General features: G+C 37.6%; 19 protein-coding genes. 6 read left to right on the forward strand and 13 right to left on the reverse strand.

What is annotated here, in order from left to right; translation table 11 throughout:
• The first annotated feature begins 99 nt into the window (after window positions 1-99).
• Genes GGG_RS0109805 through GGG_RS0109815 form a run of 3 tightly spaced genes read left to right on the forward strand, consistent with a single transcriptional unit; the run spans window position 100 to window position 1889 of the window.
• The gene (locus GGG_RS0109805; protein WP_010114486.1) at window positions 100-849 is read left to right on the forward strand and encodes an energy transducer TonB; all 750 of its coding nucleotides are present in this window, start codon (window positions 100-102) and stop codon (window positions 847-849) included.
• Between the two features lie 12 nt (window positions 850-861).
• Window positions 862-1485 carry a MotA/TolQ/ExbB proton channel family protein gene (locus GGG_RS0109810; protein WP_010114487.1) on the forward strand — a complete coding sequence of 208 codons (624 nt, stop codon included), beginning with the start codon at window positions 862-864 and terminating at the stop codon, window positions 1483-1485.
• Window positions 1485-1889 (forward strand): biopolymer transporter ExbD, encoded by a 405-nt coding sequence (locus tag GGG_RS0109815; RefSeq protein ID WP_010114488.1) that lies wholly within the window; start codon window positions 1485-1487, stop codon window positions 1887-1889. Before GGG_RS0109810 ends, GGG_RS0109815 begins: the two co-directional genes overlap by 1 nt.
• 104 nt (window positions 1890-1993) lie before the next feature.
• Here the strand turns inward: GGG_RS0109815 and msrA are convergent, their stop codons facing one another.
• From msrA to thyA, 5 genes are all read right to left on the reverse strand, one after another.
• Window positions 1994-2512: a peptide-methionine (S)-S-oxide reductase MsrA gene (gene msrA, locus GGG_RS0109820; protein ID WP_010114489.1), complete on the reverse strand. Its 519-nt coding sequence runs from the start codon at window positions 2510-2512 to the stop codon at window positions 1994-1996.
• Window positions 2513-2657: 145 nt separating this feature from the next.
• Complete coding sequence (locus GGG_RS0109825) at window positions 2658-3101, reverse strand: META domain-containing protein (RefSeq protein WP_010114491.1); 444 nt, start codon at window positions 3099-3101, stop codon at window positions 2658-2660.
• Between the two features lie 100 nt (window positions 3102-3201).
• Window positions 3202-4263: a DUF4105 domain-containing protein gene (locus tag GGG_RS0109830; RefSeq protein WP_010114493.1), complete on the reverse strand. Its 1062-nt coding sequence runs from the start codon at window positions 4261-4263 to the stop codon at window positions 3202-3204.
• A gap of 37 nt (window positions 4264-4300) precedes the next feature.
• Window positions 4301-4813, reverse strand: a complete 513-nt coding sequence (locus tag GGG_RS0109835; protein ID WP_010114495.1) for a dihydrofolate reductase — start codon at window positions 4811-4813, stop codon at window positions 4301-4303.
• Between the two features lie 267 nt (window positions 4814-5080).
• Window positions 5081-5923 (reverse strand): thymidylate synthase, encoded by an 843-nt coding sequence (thyA, locus tag GGG_RS0109840; protein WP_010114497.1) that lies wholly within the window; start codon window positions 5921-5923, stop codon window positions 5081-5083.
• Between the two features lie 710 nt (window positions 5924-6633).
• Between thyA and GGG_RS0109845 the strand changes: the two genes are divergently transcribed.
• Window positions 6634-7161 (forward strand): CHAP domain-containing protein, encoded by a 528-nt coding sequence (locus GGG_RS0109845; protein ID WP_010114498.1) that lies wholly within the window; start codon window positions 6634-6636, stop codon window positions 7159-7161.
• Between the two features lie 118 nt (window positions 7162-7279).
• Here the strand turns inward: GGG_RS0109845 and GGG_RS0109850 are convergent, their stop codons facing one another.
• The 3 genes from GGG_RS0109850 to lgt all read right to left on the reverse strand — a co-directional run bounded on the left by GGG_RS0109850 (window position 7280) and on the right by lgt (window position 9331).
• Entirely contained in the window at window positions 7280-7651 is a 372-nt protein-coding gene (locus tag GGG_RS0109850; RefSeq protein WP_010114500.1) for a hypothetical protein, read from the reverse strand.
• Between the two features lie 397 nt (window positions 7652-8048).
• On the reverse strand, window positions 8049-8423 hold the full coding sequence (locus GGG_RS0109855; RefSeq protein ID WP_010114502.1) for an AzlD domain-containing protein: 375 nt from the start codon (window positions 8421-8423) through the stop codon (window positions 8049-8051).
• A gap of 83 nt (window positions 8424-8506) precedes the next feature.
• Window positions 8507-9331: a prolipoprotein diacylglyceryl transferase gene (gene lgt / locus GGG_RS0109860; protein WP_010114504.1), complete on the reverse strand. Its 825-nt coding sequence runs from the start codon at window positions 9329-9331 to the stop codon at window positions 8507-8509.
• Window positions 9332-9424: 93 nt separating this feature from the next.
• On the opposite strand from lgt, the gene GGG_RS0109865 reads away from it, so the two are divergent.
• Window positions 9425-10207 (forward strand): NRDE family protein, encoded by a 783-nt coding sequence (locus GGG_RS0109865; RefSeq protein WP_010114506.1) that lies wholly within the window; start codon window positions 9425-9427, stop codon window positions 10205-10207.
• 75 nt (window positions 10208-10282) lie between these two features.
• Here the strand turns inward: GGG_RS0109865 and GGG_RS0109870 are convergent, their stop codons facing one another.
• The 5 genes from GGG_RS0109870 to GGG_RS0109890 all read right to left on the reverse strand — a co-directional run bounded on the left by GGG_RS0109870 (window position 10283) and on the right by GGG_RS0109890 (window position 15529).
• On the reverse strand, window positions 10283-12451 hold the full coding sequence (locus GGG_RS0109870; protein ID WP_010114508.1) for a PhoX family phosphatase: 2169 nt from the start codon (window positions 12449-12451) through the stop codon (window positions 10283-10285).
• A 330-nt stretch (window positions 12452-12781) separates the two neighbouring features.
• Complete coding sequence (tatC, locus tag GGG_RS0109875) at window positions 12782-13498, reverse strand: twin-arginine translocase subunit TatC (protein ID WP_171057682.1); 717 nt, start codon at window positions 13496-13498, stop codon at window positions 12782-12784.
• 74 nt (window positions 13499-13572) lie between these two features.
• The gene (gene tatB / locus GGG_RS0109880) at window positions 13573-14046 is read right to left on the reverse strand and encodes a Sec-independent protein translocase protein TatB (RefSeq protein WP_010114512.1); all 474 of its coding nucleotides are present in this window, start codon (window positions 14044-14046) and stop codon (window positions 13573-13575) included.
• Between the two features lie 17 nt (window positions 14047-14063).
• The gene (gene tatA / locus GGG_RS0109885) at window positions 14064-14288 is read right to left on the reverse strand and encodes a Sec-independent protein translocase subunit TatA (protein WP_010114514.1); all 225 of its coding nucleotides are present in this window, start codon (window positions 14286-14288) and stop codon (window positions 14064-14066) included.
• A gap of 95 nt (window positions 14289-14383) precedes the next feature.
• Window positions 14384-15529 carry an agmatine/peptidylarginine deiminase gene (locus tag GGG_RS0109890; RefSeq protein WP_010114516.1) on the reverse strand — a complete coding sequence of 382 codons (1146 nt, stop codon included), beginning with the start codon at window positions 15527-15529 and terminating at the stop codon, window positions 14384-14386.
• 375 nt (window positions 15530-15904) lie between these two features.
• Between GGG_RS0109890 and GGG_RS0109895 the strand changes: the two genes are divergently transcribed.
• Window positions 15905-16780: a permease gene (locus GGG_RS0109895; RefSeq protein ID WP_010114518.1), complete on the forward strand. Its 876-nt coding sequence runs from the start codon at window positions 15905-15907 to the stop codon at window positions 16778-16780.
• Window positions 16781-16875: the final 95 nt, after the last annotated feature.

The following is a 16875-nucleotide window of genomic DNA, read 5'->3' on the forward strand; positions in this document are numbered from 1 at the left end:
CATTTATCATTGACGCACTTTAGTTGTTCTATTCGATGCGCTTGATCTAGAAAATACTTTGTTTTGTAGTTTGAGTCAGTTTTAGGTATTTAGATTCTTATGAGTCACTCTTCCACAGCACCACTTCATACGCCTCCACCGATGAAGAAAAAAGTTATTGCGGCTATTTTAGCTGTAATCGTTGGTCATGTCGGTGTTCTCTGGGCTGTTAGTCAAATGAAAGCACCAGAATTACCTCAAATCAAAAAAGAACCGTTAAAAGTTAAATTTGTTAAGATTAAAGAACCACCACCGCCTAAAGAGCTTCCTAAGCCGAAAGAACCACCAAAACCTAAACAAGTTAAGATTGTTGAAAAAGAATTACCTCCACCTAAGAAAGTGGAAAAAGTGGTTGAAGTTAAAAAAGCTGAAACTAAAAAAGTTGTAGAGAAAACTGTAAAAGCTGAACCTGCACCTGTGGTTTCAACGACAGTGACAACAAAGATCACAGCAAAACCAAAGCCTGAACCTGTACAAGATCCAAAACCTGAACCTGTAGCTGAGCCAGTACAATCTTCTCCAAAAAGTGTTTCTATTGGTGGAAGTGGCGTGCAATGGAGCCGATCTCCAAAATTGAGTTTTAAATCAAGTGAATTAACAAGTAGCTGTCGTGTTGTTATTTCAATTAAAGCCAATGAAAAGGGTAGTGTAACCAGTGCCAGTGTAAAGAATTCAAGCTGTAGTCCTGAATTGACCAGTAAAGTTTCAACTTCAGTTCGTAATGCAAAATTTAAACCTTATAAAGAAAATGGTATCGCTTACCCAATTAGTGCAGAGCAACCATTTGATTTAACACCGATTACAAGATAATAGGAGTTCTATATGAACTTTTCAGTTTATTGGCAACATGCTGATGCAGTCAGTAAAACACTGTATTTCGTGTTATTGGCAATGTCTATCGCAACGTGGACTGTGTTCATTTTGCGTATTTTAGGTACTCGCCAACTCAAGCAAATTGCTCAGGCTCAATTGACTCAGGCAATGAGTGCGTTAAAAGCTAAGCTTGCGCCATTAGGTTTTGAACAGCGTAAAGCAGTTGCAGAACAAGCTTTATTACGTCAAATTTCTGTAGAAAAAGCCAATGCTGAAAAAGGTGTTTCTGTTTTAGGAACAATTGCTTCACTTGCGCCGTTTGTCGGGTTATTCGGTACAGTGTGGGGGATTTTCCATGCATTGGTTGCTGTAGGTAAGAGTGGTCAAGCTGGTTTAGCACAAGTGGCTACCCCAGTGGGTGAAGCACTGATCATGACGGGTTTAGGTCTTGCGGTAGCGATTCCTGCGGTATTGGCTTATAACATCTGTGTGCGTTTTAACCGTACATTGTCAAATGACCTACAAGACCATGCACATGGTTTGTTGATTGACACGATGCTACAACAAGATTCTTCAACTCAAAAAATTGAATCGGCATCTACGCAAAATGGTTTAGTTGGAGGTCAAGCTTAATGGGCTTTCAATTGGGAGAAGACAACGATTCTGGCATGAATGAGATGAACCTCATTCCGCTGATCGACATTATGTTGGTATTGATGATCATCTTTTTGGTGACAGCAACCGTTGCTAACCCATCGATACCATTAACCTTACCGAAGACCACGGCTGAAGTGCTTGCACCGCCACCTGAAGCGATTACGATTAGTATTAATCAACAAGGTGAAGTGGCTTGGAATGATCAAATTATTACGCTTGATGAGCTGTCAAAACGCTTTGATGAAGCGGGTCAAAAGCCAGTAAAACCAGCTGTACAGCTGAGAGCGGATAAAGAATCTCGTTATGATACAGTTGCACAAGTGATGTCTCGTGCAAGTGATGCAGGTTTAAATGATTTGGCTTTTATGAGTGATAATTAATTCAATCATCATTCTATTTAGATAGAATGAAATTTTGATATTAAAAAGCGATCTATCAAAGATCGCTTTTTTTTTTACTCAATGATTTTATTTTTTGAGTTAAGTTATTTCAGTAAATCTTGAAATTTCGTTCGCAACTTTAAAAGTTTTGGTGGAATCGAGAAGTTGCAATAGCCTTGAGATGGATTTTTAGCGAAGAAATTTTGATGATATTCTTCGGCTGCATAGAATGTTGGACTTGGGCTAAGTTCAGTCACGATTGGCAAGCCATCTGCTTTTAATTGCTCAATATATTGCTCAGCTTCAGCTTTTTGTTGTTCATTAAAATAATAAATAACAGAGCGGTACTGTGTGCCAATATCATTGCCCTGACGGTTTAATGTGGTTGGATCATGGATTGCAAAAAACACATCAAGTAATTGTTTGAAAGTAATTTGGGTCTCATCAAAATCAACCAAAATCACTTCAGCATGTCCAGTATTACCTGTACAAATGTCTTCATAACTTGGATCTTGGGTGACACCGCCTGCATAACCACTTACTACTTTTTCTACGCCTTTTAATTGTAGAAAAACAGATTCAGTACACCAAAAACATCCACCACCCAAAAGTGCTTGTTGCATTGTGCCATCCTTTATTTATAAATACTGACTATTGAGAATATAGAAAATTTATGTGAATTACTCATATAAAATTGATCATAAAGCGTAACAAGATTCTGAGTTTCAAAATCCTGTTCAATCAAATCTCTATGGAGTGTTATGTTCTTTATGGTGTCGTGGTTGTGTATTGCAATAGGCGATTGCCATGTTTATCGAGTAACTTAAGCGTTTTGTCATACACTTGGTAAGCGGTCACTTTATTGAGGGCTTCGTTATAGTTGTTGCTAAGTTGCATGTCTTTGCACAGCATTTTGCTTGATGCGAATTGACCTAAACTTATATGCTCTCCTTTGATTGCATAAAGTCCCATTAAACGATTACAACCATCTGTACCACTGACACGTAAATCTGATCCGAATTGAATATTGGGTACAGTACGTGAAGCTGCATTCGCCTTATACTCAGTCGCACCAATATAAGTAAGGACCCAATTTTTATTCTGCAATAAACTGATATTCTTCGCTTGCTGGTCCTGACTTGGCATAGATGTACATCCTGCTACCAGTAAGGTTGAGGTGATTAAAGCGGTCGCAATTGCAGATTTCAACATAAGTATTCTCTTTAATTTCAATTGTTTTAAACGTATGGTTTTATATAAATAAAAAATATCCGAATCTTAATTTATACACAAACTAAATTACAAAATCATTTTATTGCGCTTGCTCTTGAGGCAAACCAAAGCGAACCACTTTTGAAAAGTTAGTGCTGTTTTGGTATTTAAAATGAGCAAACTCTGCGGTTCGTGGGTTAATGTGCGCTTTGTCATACCATTGCTTCATTGTCCATTGTTGGTTTAAAGCACCAAGATCGTAAAGGTAATTGGGCAAATAACCTGAAGCAAATAAACGGTAGTCTATTGGAAGCTTTTGAGGTGAAATGGCCTGAACCATGTCAAAAACCAAGGTCGTACAGTTACTGGTTAAAGTGTTATACCATTTTGGTGTTTTCGCCAATTGGTCTGATTTCATTAAGTATTCTTCAAAAAGCGCTTTCATTTCAGATTTTGGCATTTTGACTGGGAAAAAATAAACCTGTTCACCACGAATATTGCTGCGTGTATAGACAATATCCTTTTCATCAGCAGCAATCAAACTGAGTTCATATTTTCTAAAAAAACCACCAATTGCAGAGAAACTTTCAGTTTTTTCTTTGCGAGTTTCAATTGAAAATACCAGTGGTTTTTGATCTGAGAAGTTGAAACTGACTAAGGTGTGAGCGATTTCAGGCCCCATCCAATACGAGGTAATGATGTTTACCCCAGTGATGTGATCTAAATTATAAGTACGAGTATCCCAGTGTTCATCATATTGATTTTCTGAATGCCAATTGAAGTTTCGAACATTGTGAATGGTGACTAAATTGCCTTGCTGTTGATGGCTGAAAATCCTAGAAACATCAGGGCTCCATTGTCGATTTTGTTGTGCTGGAATATTGAAATACCACAATAAACTGACAATAAAAGCCAAGAGATAAATTAAGCAGTCAGTTTTACGATTAAGAATTTTTTGTGTGAAGTAGAACCCTAAAACACTCAGTGCAAAGCCAATCCAAATGATGATCAAAATAGAGCTAAAAATTTGCCCCAAAGGTTGTTGAATCCAAATGGCAAAGCAGAACCAAACAGAGCTGAAAATGACAAAAAGACTAAAGAAGGAATGTACGAAAAACATTCCTAAAGTTGGAAAGAAAGGTTTTTTGCCAAGGCTCTGCATAGTGAGTCATTTTTATTGAGATGGAACAAGATTACCCTTATTTTTGATAAGTTGCGAACTCAAATGCAATGCCTGTTTTGTCATCGATATGTGATTCGCTGGCAACTTTTTTAAATTCTTTTGGAATTTCAGGGTAGTGTGCATCACCTTGTACATCGAGTTCGACATGGGTGAGCTCTAAACGGTCTGCAATTGTCATGGTTTGTTTAAAAATTTCACCACCACCAATAATAAAAATGCTGTCAGGTTTTTCCGAAGCTTGCACATCTGGGATTGCGAGTTCTAAAGCATCTTCAATACTATGCGCTGTTTTTACACCGTCACATGACCAGTTGGTATCACGAGTAATGACCCAATTCACACGTTTTGGTAGCGCACGACCCATAGATTCGAGCGTTTTACGACCCATGACCACGACACCACCTTGAGTGATTTCTTTAAAGTGCTTGAGGTCAGCTGAAATATGCCAAGGTAGGTCATTGCCTTTGCCAATGCAGTGTTGTTGATCCATGGCAACCACATGCACAATTTCAAAATTTTTAAATGCCATAACGTACTCTTTCTCATCCTACATAAACTCCCGTTACTCAAGGGAGCTGTGTAGGTGTTTTTATAAAATTATTCTGTATAAAGTCACACTACTACAGGTAATGCTGATCAGTTAAGCATTTTTAAATCCTCCCCCTTGCGGAGTATGCTCCTCACCTTTTTCAAAGGAGGGAGTATCAATAATCTAAAATTATTTTAGATTCTCAATAGTTCCCCCTCTTTTTAAAGAGGGGTTAGGGGAGATTCTTAAATGAGTAATTAATCAGTATTAAACCGCTACAGGAGCTTTAATCGCAGGATGTGATTCATAACCTACAATTTCAATATCTTCAAATTTGAAATCAAAAATATCTGTAATTTCAGGATTTAATTTTAATTGACACAATGGCAATGGGTCACGAGTCAATTGGAGTTGAGCTTGCTCAAAATGATTGACATATAAATGCGTATCACCGCCTGTCCAAACAAAGTCACCTACACCTAAGCCACAAACCTGAGCAATCATGTGTGTGAGTAGGGCATAACTGGCAATGTTAAACGGTACACCTAAGAAAACATCAGCGCTACGTTGGTACAGTTGGCAAGAGAGTTTTCCATCCTGAACAAAGAATTGGAATAGTGTATGACATGGCGGTAATGCGACATTACCTGCTTCATTCGGATTCCATCCTGAAACGATTAAACGACGTGAGTTTGGATTGGTTTTGATTTCATTAATTAACCATTGAATCTGATCAAAGCCATCATTTTCATACAAACCATTGTCTAATTTGGTTGCGCCAAAGTTACGCCATTGATGACCATAGACTGGTCCTAATTCACCTTCAGGACGTCCAAAACGAGCAGTTTGTTCAGCAGTCGACCATTCATCCCAAATAGAAACTTTGTTGTCTTTTAAATATTGAACGTTGGTGTCGCCTTTTAAAAACCACAGTAGCTCGATCACGATTGAACGGAAATGCACTTTTTTTGTGGTTAATAATGGAAAGCCTTTAGAAAGGTCGAAACGCATCTGATGACCAAATACAGAACGTGTACCCGTACCTGTACGATCACCTTTGTCACCGCCATTGTCTAGGATATGTTGTAAGAGGTCTAAATACGCTTTCATAAATTTTCCAATCTGAGGGTGAGTCGTTGCAATAAGAGAGATAGATTTGATCTCTCTAACAAGGATGCACACTGCTTCTAAATGACATCCGAGTTTATACTAATCTGACAAATTTATTAAGCCTGATTGATTTTAGTCTGGCTCATTTCATCCTATTTTTATTGTCATCATGTTGTATCAATACATTGTATTCAAATATTGGAAATTTCTGTTATGAGCATGAATTGAAATCAACTTCATACATTTTAAGAAAGTGTGATTTTTCTAAAGAGTTTTATAACGGAGATGATTGCTGATCTTGAGTTTCATTCAATAGTGAAAATTTTAAGTAGTAGAGATAAGTTTTTTTTATTTTAAAATGACAGAGTTAGTGAATTAATTTCCTGTTTTAAAAATTAAAAATGTGACTGAATTGACATTAAAAGCTATTGATTCAATTGATTTATTTTTTGACTGATACGGCTTAGATTACATTTGATGGGTGGTTATTTTTTAACCAATTAAACTTTATGGCGAATGCTGACAATTCTAGTGGTTTCAGTCAGTTAAAAAATAACAAATGAGATTTATTAACACTTACATATTTTTTTACATGTTTTTAATCTACTTTTTAAGTTTCGCTTATTAGTATGCTTTGCTTATGAAATGTTGTTATTGGTTTAGACAAGGGTGTTTTAACCAATTCATGATGCGAAGTTTGAGGATTAGGCATGATTTACGACCATAATGTTAATATGAATGAATACGTGAGCCCCACGGTTCATATTCAAATACGATCGGAAAATCAAAATAATACATTCCAACCAGAACAATACTTAAAAAACAAAGCATTAGAAAACTTTAAAAATAAAACTGAAGATTTTAAACAAGAAAGCTTGATCGATATTGAAAAATTCACTCAAAAGCTTGTCAGTATGTCACGTAGCACCACAGCACATCGTTGTGCAAGATATGTACGTATCGCATTGCAATCAGCAGGCGCACGTTTTTCTGATCATCCCGTAGCTGCTTCTGATTGGGGGAGCACATTGACAGAAATCGGTTATAAGAAAATCCGTCCTGATTTTGATAATCCTCAAGAAGGCGATATTTATATTATCAACCGAACCAGCCGTCATCGTTATGGACATATTGCTGGGTTTACGGGTTCACAATGGGTTTCAGACTTTAGACAGCGTAGTTATGATGTATATAAAGATCCAAATGTGACTTATGAATATTATCGTTTAAATGCTTAATCTATTAATCTAAGCGTTACACAGCTTACAGCGCAAATGGATTTCTACTGTAATTGAATCTGTGAAATAGATTGATATAGATAAAAAAGGAAGCGATTTAAGAAAACCGCTTCCTTTTTTATTCAAAGCGTTTTTGGCGGCTTTCGTAAATAGAAAGCACGAATAAACCTAAAGCCACAAATCCCAAAGCTTGAATCGCAGTAAATAGCTTATGTGTGTTTGGTAAGAAGAAGACTAAACATAAGAAAGCGAAGATTGGAAATACGAAAAATAAAAGTTTAAATCGACTTAAAGAAGAAGATGTTGTTGCAAGTTTAATGCTTATTTTTCTAAGCACATGAATGCTCACTCCAATCATCAAGCTGAATAAGGTAAAGATTGGACTGAGTTTCTCAAAGCTAGAACAATAATAAATGATGGCACAGGTGATGATTGAAACGATCAATTTAGTTTGTCGTGTGCAACGTTCTGAATACCAAAAATCTAACATATGGAGTTGTCATCATGAGCTTGAGTAAAGCTTATTCTATATTTATGAATAAGTGCATAAAAATAAAATTTTAGTGTAACCTGAGTTCGATATAAGATATGTTTCCAACTATCTGATACGCGGAAACGTCAGTCGCATTGTTCGAGGCAGGACTACATCTGTAATATACTGTTTTTGCGATATATTAGGTACTTGATAGTATCTGTCGAGTTGGCGACTGACAAATGGTTTTGCCTACTTTTCCCGAAAGAAAAGTAGGTCGAACCGAAGGTTAATCCTTACATTTGACTTTTAAACGGTAATACTCCGCTTTGCCTGATCTATCTTTTCAATAACTTATATCAAAGTTTATCCCGAACTGACGTTAGTGTATTAAAATGGGTTGGAAAGTCTTAACTTATTCTGACGTATTCCGATTCATTAACGATAGTGGTGAGAAAATACAGACCGCTAAAGCCATAAAGGCAATACCTTGTGCACCTGGCAATAGAATTTCGCCATTATTCATATTTTTAAAAATAAGCGCTAAAAGAATCGCAATTGGAATCCAAGTGAGCAGACGATAAAGCAATCCTGTTGGATTTTTTGCTGCAAAATGTACTTTGCAATAACGACAGATTAAAAAGATGATCCCTGAGCCTGCAAACAACAAGATATTGTCCAGTGTTAAAGGTTGGTACCAATACAGTGCTATGGATGCAGCTGCAATAAAAATAAGAAATAACAATTTCTTGCCAATCGAAACTTTAGGATCAAACCAAAATTCAAGCATAATCAATCAACGTGTCAGTATTCTCAGTACTTTAGCATAGCGGGAATAATGAGGCACTTGCTCATTATTCCCTCCACATCAATTTAGTTCAAAGTGGTCTTTTGAGGACCCCAATCAAAGATTTTCTTTTGATAAGCATACCAAATCAGCCATAGACCAACCAGAATCATTGGTAAAGACAACATTTGTCCCTTGGTCATCCATCCAAATAGAATATAACCTTGATCTGCATCAGGTTCACGGAAGAATTCCATAAAGAATCGAGCACAGCCATAACCCATTAAAAATACAGCAGAAACTGCATAGCGAGGGCGTGGTTTTGCACTATAGAACCATAGGATAATAAATAGTAATAAACCTTCACAAAGCGCTTGGTAAATCTGTGAAGGATGTCGAACCAAATGTAATGGATCAGTAGGGAAGATCATACCTAAAGCAAAGTTTGGATCAGCCACTTGGCGACCATATAATTCACCACCAATGAAGTTACCAATACGACCAAACATTAAGCCTGTAGGTACACATGGGGCAATGAAATCAAGCGTTTCAAACCAAGTCTTTTTATATTTATGACACCACAATAACATGGCGATCATCACGCCAAGAAAACCGCCGTGGAAGCTCATGCCACCAGTCCAGACTTTAAACAGCCAGATTGGATCTGCAAGAAACTTATCGAATTCGTAGAAAAGTACGTAGCCAATACGGCCACCGAGTACTACACCAAGTGCACCATAAAACACAAGGTCTGAAACCATTTCCGAGTTCCAGCTATCACGTTGTTTCGCACGATAAGTTGCAAGTCCCCAAGCACATAAAAATGCCAATAGGTACATCAGCCCATACCAATGGACTTTTACAGGTCCCAGAGCAATTGCAATGGGGTCAATGTTCGGGTAGGTGAGCATTCCTATTCCTTGATTATGTATTTTGCAGAGATTTTAGCTGAAAGATGTGAAAAATGTTGTACATTCAATGTGTAAAGTTCATGGAGTGTATTTATGTGTATTGTGGCACTGGCTTGGCAAGTTTTGGATGATTTACCTGTTTGCCTCATTTCAAATCGTGATGAGTTCTATCAGCGTCCAAGCGCACAACTACATCAATGGTCAAAAAGTCATATTATTGCAGGACAGGACTTACAATCGGGTGGCACATGGATGGGCGTGACTCAGCAAGGGCGTTGGGCGATTGTGACCAATTATCGTGATGGATTGGATCAACGAGGTTATCCGACTTCTCGTGGTCATTTGATTCAAACTTTTTTAGAATCTGAACAAACGCCGATTCGTTTTGCACAGCAATTAGAGCAATCACAAATGGATTATGCAGGTTTTAATTTATTTGTAGGTGATCAACACCAAGCTGCTTATATGAGTAATCGTGGTGAAGCACCACAAGTCTTATCCAAAGGTGTGTTTGTGGTTTCCAATGGCTTAATGTCTGATGATTGGGAAAAAACACAGCATTTACGCAAACGGTTTACTCAAGAATTTTTACCAATGATGCAATTGTCTACAACGCCAGAAGCTGATTTAAAATATGCGGTGTGGGACATTTTGGAAGATGAACGGAAAATTATTCCAGACTTATTGCCCAATACTGGAATCAATGTGGATATGGAAGAATTATTGTCTTCTACCTTTATCCAAAGCCCCATTTATGGGACACGCTGTTCTAATTTTTTAAGAATGGGTAAGTCGGGTATTGATTGGATTGAAAAGACACAGCAGGGTGAACATCAAGGTGAGCTAGTACGCATTGAATTGGCACTTGTGGAATAAATACGTGCTGATATTGAATCAACACGTATTGAAAATGAAAGCTGCTGTTACAAGATTTAAGACAAATTAAATGGCTTAACCTGCAATTAAGCCACCATCTTTACGGGTAATAACCACTGTTGCAGAACGTGGGCGAGCGGTTTTATTGTTTGGATCTTTCTGTGTTGCAGGCCAATGACTGGTCGGTGCGTCATAAGACTTTGAATCTTCACCTGGATGTTGCACATTAATAAAAATAGCTTTGAAATCTGGAGTCATTGTCACACCTGTGATTTCACAGTCTTTAGGCCCAGTTAAGAAACGACGTAGATTTTCATCTGTGACTTTTGCACCAACAATGGTTTCTTGCCCAGCCGAAGTTGTTGCCTTCGTGCCATCACCCACTTTACCTGGTAGGGCAGCCAGCATCATACAGTTTGTGGTATCGGTATATGCACCATCGTCTGTTTGAATCCATAAGACACCACGAGGGTCAAACCACATACCATCTGGAGAAGATAAATCATTATGATCATTCAAACCTGACAGGTTGATATTACTCGCCATTTTTGCTTCAGCACCGAATAAGTAAATATCCCAAGTAAAACTTTCAGCTGTGGTCTTATTGTCTTTTTCGTGGAAACGAATAATGTGACCATTCACATTGCCTTTACCGCCTTCAGGATCAACATAATTACGTGGATTTGCAGCGTCTAAGGCATGTGTAGTACCACGGTTAGAGTTGTTGGTCAGTGTGACATAGACTTCACCATTTTCAGGGTTAACGGCAACCCATTCTGGACGATCCATTTTGGTTGCACCTACAGCATCACCCGCTAAACGAGCGAAAGTGGTGATTTCAGCTTGTGATTTAAATGGATAAACAGGGTTGGTATTGATCAAACCATTTTTACCATAAGCAAGCTCAATCCACTGTCCAGTACCATCATTATTAAACTTAGCAACATAAAGTTTGCCTGAGTTCATATATTTATCACCAGCACGGTAGCCACCGTTTACATCTTTTGCATCCCATTTTGCATCAGATACAAACTTGTAGATGTATTCACCACGAGAGTCATCACCCATATAGAAAGCAAGATTTTCACCTTCAATCAAGCGACTCGCACGGCAATCCTCATGTGCAAAACGACCTAAACTGGTACGTTTTACTGGGTTTTGACTACGGTCAAATGGATCAATTTCAACGATCCAGCCAAAGGTATTGGCACCATTACGATAGTCTTGAGTCGCTGAGTTTGCTGTGACAGAGGAATTCCAGCGGTCATATAAATCTTGTTCTTGTAATGAACCGATTACAGTTTCCCAACTGTAGCGAGAGCTTGCACCATCTTTTAAGCCATAACGATTCAGTGCCACAATTTCAGCAGGACTACGTTTTGCATCATCACCTTTATTGCGAACAAAATAACCAATATAGTTTTCTTCAGTGGTTAAATAAGTTCCCCACGGCGTATAACCATTTCCACAGTTATTATGTGTACCACGGGTTTGTTTACCAGCAGCAGAGTATTTGGTGGTCACCAATTCATTACCTGCGACAATACCGCCAAAGTCCATTGGCGTTGCAGCGGTAATACGGCGATTCAAAACAGAATTTTTAACAATTTCAACTTTCTGAGTTTTACTGTCTTTTTTTAATTCGATAATTGAAACGCCGTGCGCATTCACTTCACGAATGACTTCATCTTCAGGACGACGACCATCGACCTTGGTTGCACCTTTCGGATGTAAGAACGTTGGATTGATGTATTCATGATTCATCACCAATAAACCACGATCTGAAGCTTTTGCATCATATTTTGGTGTTGAACCATTCATACCAAAATAACTCATACCATCATGGCAATCGCCTGAACGGAATTGAAAACTTAAACCTGTAGGAACATTGTTGTCATCCCATTCTGCATAAGCAGGATTAATTGAATCCCCCATGGCATAGAGTACATTTGCTTCATAACCTTCAGGGACAGTTACGATGTCATTTAGGTTTTTAGCAACAGGTGTAAAACTTAATTTTTCAGGTTTTTTTATGGTTGTTGGTGGTGTCGTTGAGGTTGAATCGTCATCATTATTACAGCCTGTTAAACTTGATGCCAAAGCCAGTGCTGCTGCGCCACTTGCTGTTTTTGTAACTAGACTACGGCGTGAAATACGTTGTTCTAAAATGTCACGAAAATGAATATTATTTGAAGTGTTATTGTCTAACTCTTGCTCTTCATGATATGGCGTGAGGTCTGTCATGATGCTTCCCTTTGGCTTAAAGTAATTGATAAATAAAATATTGAATAAGCCATAGACCATACTGGAGCAATGTGTAAGCTTTCTTACTCTTATATTTAATATTGGTTAAATTTAAGTTTTATTTAAGATTTTGTGATTTTTTTGAGAGTAAAAGTCTTAGATAGTATTTTATCTTCTTAAGATCAATTACTTATGTAGAAAAAGTAAGGTATTAAAAAGCTAAATATTTAAAAGTTAAACATGAAATGATTAAGCATAAAAAGCGACTCGTTAAAGTCGCTTATTGATAACGCTGAATATTGAGAAAGCTTTAGAATATTAAATTCAAATTTAAGCCTCTGCTTGATGGCGCTTTTCGATCAATTTCCCAAATAACAACCCAAGCTCAAACAGCATCCACATTGGGATTGCCAGCATGATCATGGAAATTGCATCAGGCGGGGTAATAAACATCGAGATAAAGAAACAGCCAACAATGATAAAACGACGTTTTTCGGCAAGGGTTTTGGTTGAAACCAAACCGACTAAAATCAGTACCAATGTGATAATGGGAATCTCAAAAGTCACACCAAAGACCAAGAATAATTTTAGACAAAAGTTAAGATAACTATTGATATCTGTCATCGGTGCAACCGTTTCAGGAGAAACACTCATGAAGAAATGCAAGATTGATGGCAAAGCAATAAAGTAGGCGAAAGCGATCCCTGAATAGAAAAGCACAATACTGCCAAACAATAATGGGAAAGCCAGATTCTTTTCTTTTTCATACAAAGCGGGACGAATAAATGCCCACAATTGATAAATAATAAAAGGCATTGCCAACATCAGTGCAATAAAAAAGTTCAGTTTAAATGGTGCCATAAATGTTGCAGTAACGTCTGTTGCAATCATGGTGGAATTGGCAGGAAGCTGTTTTCTCAGAGGTTCAGATAAAGCAATATAAGTTTTATTGGCAAAGGGTAATAAACAAAAAAAGATCAGTAGTAATGCGCCCACGATTTTGAATAAATGCTTACGTAACACAACAAGATGTTGGGTAATTGGCATAGCTTCAAGTTGTGGTTGCTCAGAATCTTGCTGTTTTTCTGCAGATGTTTGAATTTGTGGGATTAATGAGTCTGTCATACAGCCACCTTAAGTTCTGCTGTATTCATTGTTTGGACATTCATAGTTTGAATGGTATGTTGTGTACAGTGTTGTTGGTCGAGCCAAACTTTAGCCATATAACTTGGAGGAACCGTCGTGCTTAACTGAGTGAAATCAGTAAAAGTATAGGAGAAATTTTTATTATCCGAGGGCGCTGCCTGTTTTTGTTGCTCTGCAGCAAGTATGGATTGTTGTTGTAACTCATTCATTTGAGCTTGCATTTTTTGTTCAAGCTCTTGGATTCGTTTCATTTCTTGCTGCATTTGCTCACGGAATTCGGAAAGACGTAATTCACGGTCAATATCATTTTGAACACTCGTAATGGCTCGCTTAAATTTGCTATACCATTTAGCAGCAAAACGCGCAGCCTCAGGAAGTTTTTCAGGACCGAGCACGAGCAGTGCAATGATCCCGAAAACGAGTAATTCAGAAAAACCGACATCTAACATGATCTACGCCTCTACGATTAATGTTTTACAGTAGAGTTCACATCAGTATTGGTATTTTGATGTTCTAAAGTACGTGGTTCAGCCGTTGAGCTTGCAGTGGTTTCTTCATCTTTGATGGACTTTTTAAAGTCTTTTACTGCACCACCAACATCTTTACCTAGATTTTTAAGCTTAGATGTACCGAACAATAAGATCACTACAATAGCAAAAATCAGTACATGCCAAATTGATAATCCTGCCATGATTCATTTCCTTTTTTAAATTAAAAATATTAATTGTTTTCACTATAACAAGCTAAAATGACAAAAATATGTCGTCTATGATTAAGTTGATTCAATTACACAGGTTGTTGTTGCGTCGTACAATGAATACCACCGCCACCAGCAGCAATATAATCAATATTAATTTGTACGATGTTTCTATTTGGGAATAAGGCTTGAAGCTTTTGTTTAGCTTCAGCATCTGCAACTGGATCACCAAATTCAGGCATAATCACTGCCTTGTTGCAGACATAATAATTGATATAACCAGCAGCAAAGTCTTCGCTAGGATTTTCTGCACGAAGGGTAGTCGGTGCTTGTAATTCAATCACTTTTAATTTATTGCCTTTCACATCTGTCGCTGTTTTTAAGATTTCAAGATGTTGTTTGGTGACAGCGTGATCATAAGATTGAGGATCGCTATCATACGCGGCAACAACAACACCTTCGCTAACAAAACGCGCATAAAAGTCGGTATGTCCATCCGTGATATCTTTGTCTTTAATCCCCGGCAGCCAAATCACTTTGCTAATTCCAAGGCAACGTTTCAATTCAGCTTCGCAAGCAGCTTTTGTAACACCAGGGTTCCGATTGTCATTCAATACACAGCTTTCGGTAATAATAGCTGTACCTAGGCCATCGACTTCTATACCACCACCTTCAAGTGTTAATGTAGAGCTAACTCGATCAATATTCACATTATTGAGTATTTGTGCTGCAACGGTTTTATCGTTATTGTGGCTTTGTTTTTTGCCCCAACCATTAAAATTAAAATCAATACCTGTTAATTTATTCTGAGCATTTTTTACAAAGACTGGGCCAGTGTCACGTGCCCAAAAGTCATCCATAGTCCCTGTAACTAAAGTAATATTTGAATGATTCATTTTTGCTCGTGCAATATCCATTTCCTCTGCACGAACCAAGATTGAAACAGGCTCAAAAGCCGCAATGCTGAGCGCAATTCTCGCTAAGTCATCACGTAAGCCATTGATATTTTTAGGCTCATGAATTTTGTCAGACGCACCAAAGACCATCCATGTACGTGTATGTAGCTCAGCTTCATCGGGCATTGTGCCGATATTTTTTGTGTCTGTACCATTTCCCCCTGTAGAGCCTTCAGAAGAGGAGTTGTCATCACCATCGCTACCACCACAACCTGTAAGGATTAAAGCACTTACTGCAGCAGATAAACCTAGAAATTTTCTACGTGTTACATTGATCATTATAGAATCCTTTACCATTTTATAATTTGTGCTCAATCATAATGACTCTTTTATTTAAATTCTGAGTGATTATTCATCGTTGCCCAACGTGTAGAATTTTTATTCGTATCAGCGGGTAATTACTGGATTTTCCAAATACCAGATATTTTCCATACTAATTCAAACGAAAACATTGTCAATAAATAATACTTGAATATGTACTCAAATATTCACTTAAAAGCGTTGCTTTTTGTAATGGTAACTATTATTAAATATTTAATTTATAATAATATATTTAATAATTTTTATTTTTATAAAAACGTTTAATCGCGAGTTTGGTTTGTAGTTCAATGCGATATGTTACTATCGACACTCTAATCTCTTGAGATGCATACTGTGGCTTTGTTATTTCCACTGTTGTCTTTTATTTGTGGGTTATTACTGGCCAATACCGCCTCCAATATAAAATTAAAATCGTTATTATCCACCTTGTTGGCACGCTTATTTATTCCGATTGTGATTATTTACAATATGGTTTTTTATAAAGCAGGCAGTATAGGTTTAATTTTATTCAGTTTCTTTGCTTGCATCATTTTATTCTTTATTTTCTTCGCATTCTCCAAAGACCGCTTAAGTTCATTGTGTTTTAGTTATACCAATATGGCTTGGTTGGGTTTTCCAATTGCAATGGCATTGTTTGGGGCGGAAAATAGCATTGCCATGATTCCGCTTTATATTGGTGTTTCTATTTTCGGTAATTCGTGGGCAGTGACTTCGGTCAGTTCAGAACCTCAATCCATTCTTACAATTTTCAAAAAAATGTTGCAATCGCCACCTGTTGTCGCATTGATCATGGCGGGTGTAATTCGTTGTTTTGATGTACAACAATTTCAAAACTATATCGCCATCGACTGGATTTATACCCTTGCAAAATGGTGTATGAGCTTTGCAGGGATGTGTGTCTTGGGAATGTGGTTGCGTAAAACCAAAGTTCATCTTGAAGATTTATGGTGGAGTGCTCGTGTTGCCTTGTTAAAATTGTTTTGTGGTGCGGTGCTTTGTGCTCTGACTTATTATTTCTTAGCGATCCCGCATATTGATGATTATATCGGGGTGATGTTCCTGATGTTTTGTCTACCTCCAGCAGCCAATATTGTGGCACTGGAAACGCATTATCATGGCACAGGTGTTTCAGCAAAATACATTGCTTCAGGAACCATTGTGAGTTGTGTAGTCTGTGTGATTTATGGGCTGGCGGTGCATGTGTTGTAGAGAATTATAATAACAATAAGGAAAAGCCTTCTTCCCTTTGGGAGGGATTGAGGGAGGATATAGTATAGACCTCACCCTAACCCTCTCCTACAAGG

The organism is Acinetobacter sp. P8-3-8 (assembly GCF_000214135.1).
Taxonomy (GTDB): Bacteria; Pseudomonadota; Gammaproteobacteria; order Pseudomonadales; family Moraxellaceae; genus Acinetobacter.

Coding starts and splice junctions, on each gene's coding strand:
- GGG_RS0109830 (WP_010114493.1), bottom strand. CDS start 4,263: ATGCAGAGCCTTGGCAAAAAACCTTTCTTTCCAACTTTAGGAATGTTT.
- GGG_RS0109850 (WP_010114500.1), bottom strand. CDS start 7,651: ATGTTAGATTTTTGGTATTCAGAACGTTGCACACGACAAACTAAATTG.
- GGG_RS0109825 (WP_010114491.1), bottom strand. CDS start 3,101: ATGTTGAAATCTGCAATTGCGACCGCTTTAATCACCTCAACCTTACTG.
- GGG_RS0109835 (WP_010114495.1), bottom strand. CDS start 4,813: ATGGCATTTAAAAATTTTGAAATTGTGCATGTGGTTGCCATGGATCAA.
- GGG_RS0109855 (WP_010114502.1), bottom strand. CDS start 8,423: ATGCTTGAATTTTGGTTTGATCCTAAAGTTTCGATTGGCAAGAAATTG.
- GGG_RS0109890 (WP_010114516.1), bottom strand. CDS start 15,529: ATGATCAATGTAACACGTAGAAAATTTCTAGGTTTATCTGCTGCAGTA.
- lgt (WP_010114504.1), bottom strand. CDS start 9,331: ATGCTCACCTACCCGAACATTGACCCCATTGCAATTGCTCTGGGACCT.
- tatA (WP_010114514.1), bottom strand. CDS start 14,288: ATGGCAGGATTATCAATTTGGCATGTACTGATTTTTGCTATTGTAGTG.
- GGG_RS0109865 (WP_010114506.1), top strand. CDS start 9,425: ATGTGTATTGTGGCACTGGCTTGGCAAGTTTTGGATGATTTACCTGTT.
- GGG_RS0109805 (WP_010114486.1), top strand. CDS start 100: ATGAGTCACTCTTCCACAGCACCACTTCATACGCCTCCACCGATGAAG.
- tatB (WP_010114512.1), bottom strand. CDS start 14,046: ATGTTAGATGTCGGTTTTTCTGAATTACTCGTTTTCGGGATCATTGCA.
- GGG_RS0109845 (WP_010114498.1), top strand. CDS start 6,634: ATGATTTACGACCATAATGTTAATATGAATGAATACGTGAGCCCCACG.
- GGG_RS0109810 (WP_010114487.1), top strand. CDS start 862: ATGAACTTTTCAGTTTATTGGCAACATGCTGATGCAGTCAGTAAAACA.
- GGG_RS0109870 (WP_010114508.1), bottom strand. CDS start 12,451: ATGACAGACCTCACGCCATATCATGAAGAGCAAGAGTTAGACAATAAC.
- thyA (WP_010114497.1), bottom strand. CDS start 5,923: ATGAAAGCGTATTTAGACCTCTTACAACATATCCTAGACAATGGCGGT.
- GGG_RS0109815 (WP_010114488.1), top strand. CDS start 1,485: ATGGGCTTTCAATTGGGAGAAGACAACGATTCTGGCATGAATGAGATG.
- msrA (WP_010114489.1), bottom strand. CDS start 2,512: ATGCAACAAGCACTTTTGGGTGGTGGATGTTTTTGGTGTACTGAATCT.
- tatC (WP_171057682.1), bottom strand. CDS start 13,498: ATGCCAATTACCCAACATCTTGTTGTGTTACGTAAGCATTTATTCAAA.